At 70.9% G+C, this 4551-nt stretch carries 3 protein-coding genes and 1 pseudogene; all 4 read right to left on the reverse strand.

Features of this window, described 5'->3' with window-relative positions; translation table 11 throughout:
* The coding region (locus tag P3L51_RS35265) for a hypothetical protein (protein ID WP_354609446.1) at positions 1–630 on the reverse strand (630 nt) is incomplete at its 3' end.
* Positions 627–1811, reverse strand: coding sequence for a serine/threonine-protein kinase (locus tag P3L51_RS35270; RefSeq protein WP_354609449.1), 1185 nt, complete (start codon positions 1809–1811; stop codon positions 627–629). The genes P3L51_RS35270 and P3L51_RS35265, both read right to left, overlap by 4 nt.
* Before the next feature lie 5 nt (positions 1812–1816).
* Positions 1817–2641 (reverse strand): FHA domain-containing protein, encoded by an 825-nt coding sequence (locus tag P3L51_RS35275; RefSeq protein ID WP_354609447.1) that lies wholly within the window; start codon positions 2639–2641, stop codon positions 1817–1819.
* Positions 2642–2667: 26 nt separating this feature from the next.
* Positions 2668–4551: pseudogene (locus tag P3L51_RS35280) on the reverse strand (hypothetical protein); the annotation flags it as partial.

Here is a 4551-nt window from a genome sequence, read left to right on the forward strand (position 1 = left end):
GACGGAGTCCTCGGGCTCGGGCGGCGGCGGGGCCGGCGCGGCCGCGGGCGGCTCGGGCGGCTCGGGCGGACAGCCCACGATCACCTGGCCCATCTGGATACGGCGACCGTGCAGATAGATCGTCGGCCGGATGGTTTCCCGTACGGTGTCGGCCGCCAGCGACGGATCGTCCTCGAAGGCCAGCGCCTCCAGCGAACGACCGGCGTGGAACACGTCGCCCTCGTGTTCCTGCACCAGCAGACCGGCGTCGTCCAGCGCCTCACGGCACGAACGCAGATAGCGGCCGGTCTGCCGCGAGCGCGTGGACGCCTCCTCACCCTGGCGGCTGAGCCTGCGCTGGGCACGCCAAAGATTCGTCGCGGCCTCGGCGAGCGCCCTCTCGTCCAGCGGGTCCTTCAACGGGCCCTCGCCAGAAGGTGGTTGGGAATCAACGATGACGCCGGTCTCCATCGAAGGAACCGCCGCCGACGCCGATCCCGACGACGCCGCTACCGCCACCACCGCCGCGAGCAGCCGCTCCAGTTCCTCGCGCGACGCCTCGTCCCCCGGCAGCGGCCCGATCCGGAAGGCGGGATGGTGTCTGCGCTGTCGCAGTTCGGCCCGCAGCCGGGACAGGCGACGCCCGTTCACATCATCACCCCCCGGCGCCACAGCGTGAGCTTGGACAGATGCAGGTCACGCAGGTACGGCGACAAGTTGACGGCCTCCTCCATGAGGTCGGCGGCGCGGTCGAGTTCCCCCGGCGAGCGAGCCAGTGCGAGTGCTTCTTCGGCCAGCCGACGCGCGCGTTCGGTGGGCGGCCTGTTGGGACGTCTGGATACGGCCTTGGGCTCCCCACCCGCGCGCGCGGCCCCGGACGCAGAGGAGCCGGCGGACCCGGCGGAGTTGCCCGAGCCCGAGCCGGAGCCGGAGCCCGAACCGGCGCCGGATCGCGCCGAGTTGCCCGCCGCCGCCGCGGCCATGGACTCCGCGCGTTCGCGCAGCGCGTCCCCGAGGATCTGGGCCGTGGCCGGCCGGTTCTGCGGATCGAGTTCGAGCATGGCGAGCACGATGCGGTCCAGGTCCGCGTCGACCTCGTCGTTGTAGCTGCTCGGCGGCAGCAGCGACCGGTTGAACCGGCCGAAGGAGAAAGACGAGAACTCCTCCCCGCCCTGATGGAACGGAAAGCGGTTGGTCAGCAGCAGATACGCGATCACACCGACCGACCACACATCACTGGCGCACGAGTAGCCCTGGTTGCGCATCACTTCGGGCGCCATGAAGGCGTACGTCCCCTGGGCGCTGGCCAGATGCGTGAACGGGTCGGCGCGCTTGGCCAGCCCGAAGTCGCTCACCCGCACCCGCATGCCCGTGCCGTCGTAGCCGACAAGGACGTTGGCCATCGTCACGTCCCGGTGCACGATCGGCGGGTCCTGGTCGTGCGCGACGGCGAGACCGCTCGCGATCTGCGTCATCACCTCGGCGACCAGGTCCCTGGGCACCATCGACTTGTGCGCGGCGGCCAGCCGTTCGAGGCTGCCGCCCGCGACGTACTCCATCGTGAAGAAGCCCCGCACCCCCTCCGGAGTGCGCACGGTGTTGGCGTCGAAGACGCGGACGATGTTCGGGTGCCCGAGCGTCGACAGCAGCCGGGCCTCGTCCAGCATCCGTACCGTCTCCTCCTTGGAGGCGACCCGTTTGAACAGCTTCATCGCCTGCCAGCCGAGATACTCGTGGCGCACCCGGTGGACCTCGGCGAACGCCCCCTCGCCCAGCGAGCGGTCGATCACGAGGGTGTCGCTGACCCGGTCACCACTGACGAGCAGTGTCATCCCCGTCACGCCCCCTGTTTCCCCGTAGCCCTTGCTGTCCCCGTACCGCCCCCGCCCGCATGGACGTTGAGCCGGTACCCGATGCCCGTCACCGTCTCCAGGATCCTCGGATTCGACGGATCCGCCTCCACACAGCGCCGTACGGCCCGTACGACCCCCGCGATGTCCGCCCTGCTGTACGAGCGATGCGGGGCCCACTCCTCGTGCGCTCCCCACAACGCCGTGATCAGCTCGGCGTGTTCACAGGCGACGGCCGCGCCGCTCGTGCTGCGCCCCGCCATGTAGCGCAGCAACTGGTGTCCCTGCGGCCGCAGTCCGGTGATCAGGGTCTCCTCGCCGTCCACGTTGCGGTACGCCCTGGCGGCCACCCAGTCGTATCGCAGGCACGGTCCGGTGTGGCGTACCTCGGACGGCGAACCGAACGGCGCCGGCCGGGTGGTGTGCGGGTCCAGGAAGGTCAACTCCCAGTACACCGGCTCCCCTTCGGGGTCCATGTCGCCGAGGATCAGCACGGTGTCCCCGTGCTGTATGCGCTTGCGCGCCTGGAGACGTTCGATGGTGTCGCCGTGTCTCAGCAGCGTCCCGTTGACGCTCGCGTTGTCCGTCACCGACCACATGCCGTCGGCGAAGTCGAGCGTGCAGTGCAGCCGGCCGACCCAGCGCTGCGGATCGGGTCCGAGACCCACGTCGGGAGCCCGCTCGGGCACGGCGCGCCCGACGGTGACGGACATGCCGCTCAGCTCGAAGACGTTCAGCCCGCCCTCCGGCGAACTGACCCGCAGAGCAGCCCCCTTGACCCCCACCACCCGTTTCTCCTCCGTGGTCATCATCGGCAGTCGTCCGTCCGGCGGGCGCGTCATCGCAGTCCGCCGGTGAAGATGTTGTCGGCCAGGTAGGACACGGCGCACATGGCGTAGATCGGGCGGTCCGCGCTGGTCCACCAGTCCTGGGCCGGATAGGTGACGTGCAGGCGCAATTCGCTGGACAGCCCCTTCGTCCGGTCCTCGCACGCCGCCCGTGCCCGGTCGAAGACAGCTTTGTCGCCGGGCCACTCGCCCGCGTCGTCGGCGTACAGCACGGGATAGCCCACGATCTCCGCCCAATGGGCCTCACCGCAGGGCACGATGGGCAGGTCCGCCGTCACGGTGGCGAGGTCGGTCTTGCTCTCCACGCACGATCCCACCGGCGCGTTCACCGCTATGTTCGCGGCGAACGTGGGCATCGGCACGAACGTGGGAATGGCCGGCGCGTCCACGCCCACCCGGTCGGCGGCCGTCATGTTCTGGTTGTCCCGCCGGTGCGCTACGCAGGTCGCGTACTCGTCGAGCGTCGGCCCCGACGGATTCCAGGCGTCCTCGCCCGGCGTCGAGTACTTGACCGTCACCCTCGTGTCGTCCGGGCGGAACTCGGCGAGGGCGCGCTCGCACCGGAACCGGGAGAGCGCCACCGCCTGGTCGATCCCGGGGTACTCCGCCGTCAGGTACCTGGACGCCGTGTCCACCAGTGGTACGTACGCCACCACCTCGCCCCAGTGGGGCTCGTCGCACGGGACCACGTCCACCTCGCGCGCGCCGGGCGTCCAGTCCGACTCCTGCTCGATGCAGCTGCCCACCGGGCTGTTGTCCGTGATCTCGGCCGCGGACACGACCGCCACACCGCGCAGCGACTGCGGGCCGGAGCCGGAACCGGCGTCCCCGTCGCCGTCGAAGGACCCCGCTGTCCACGCCGCGAAGAGGATCCCCAGGGCGAGGAGCACGGCCCAGGCCAGGGCCAGGGCCCGGGCCCTGGCCCCGCCGCCGATTCGTCGCGGTGTGTACGTACCGGGCCGGACCCGGAGATCGGCCAGCATCCGGTCGATCTCATCGGACCCCGGACCGCCGGCCAGCTGGGTCTTGACCCGCAGCAGGAGGGTTCTGGCCAGATGGACATGGCCGGCGTCGAGAAGTTGGTCGACCTGAGCCTTGATCTGCGTGAACGTGGCCATCATCTCGGCCAGCCCGTCACGGTTCGTCTTGATCGTCTGCTGGGTGACCGGGTCCGTCGCGAGTTCGGCCGCCGTACGGAACCACTTGGACGCGTTCAGATTCGCCGCCGGGCCGAGCGCGTCCGCGGCGGCGGTGGCGCAGTTGTTGAGCAGCACCGCCACATCGTTGCGGGCGCTCGCGGTACGGCGGTGCCGGGCGTACGGGACCAGGGCCTCCAGCCGGGCCAGTGCGGGCAGGGCGTGGTCGTACGCCTCGGCCGCGGCGCCGTCCCAGTTCCCCCCTTCCAACTGGGACGACGCCCGTTTCGCGGTCGCGCGCAGCGACTCGTAGTGAGGCGCGGCGGCCTCCTCCAGCTGGTCGTCGACCAAGTTGGACGGTACGAGGGGCCAGTCACGCGCCCGGACGGCGAGCCGGGCCCGGTCGGCGGGCGTCGACGCCGCCGCGGCCAGCTCGATGAGCGGTCTGACGAGGGTGGTCGGCAGCGCGTCCCGGAGCGTGTCGATCACGGACTCGTCGAGCTGCCGGTCGTCGAGTACGGAGATGCGGTGCCGTACGTGGTCCCAGAACACGGCGCGGCGGAGCACCTGCCCCCACAACCGCGCGGCGTTGGACCAGTGTTGGGTGGCCTCGTCGAGTCGCTGTCCCGACGACAGGGCGGTGTTCTCGACCTCCAGGTCAAGCGCGGCGCTGTGTGCGCGTACGGCGGCGTCGTGGTCGTGGTGCAGCGTCTTCGGGCAGGGGCACGAGGACGCGCC

Source organism: Streptomyces panacea (assembly GCF_040560175.1).
In the GTDB taxonomy this organism is placed as follows: domain Bacteria; phylum Actinomycetota; class Actinomycetes; order Streptomycetales; family Streptomycetaceae; genus Streptomyces; species Streptomyces panacea.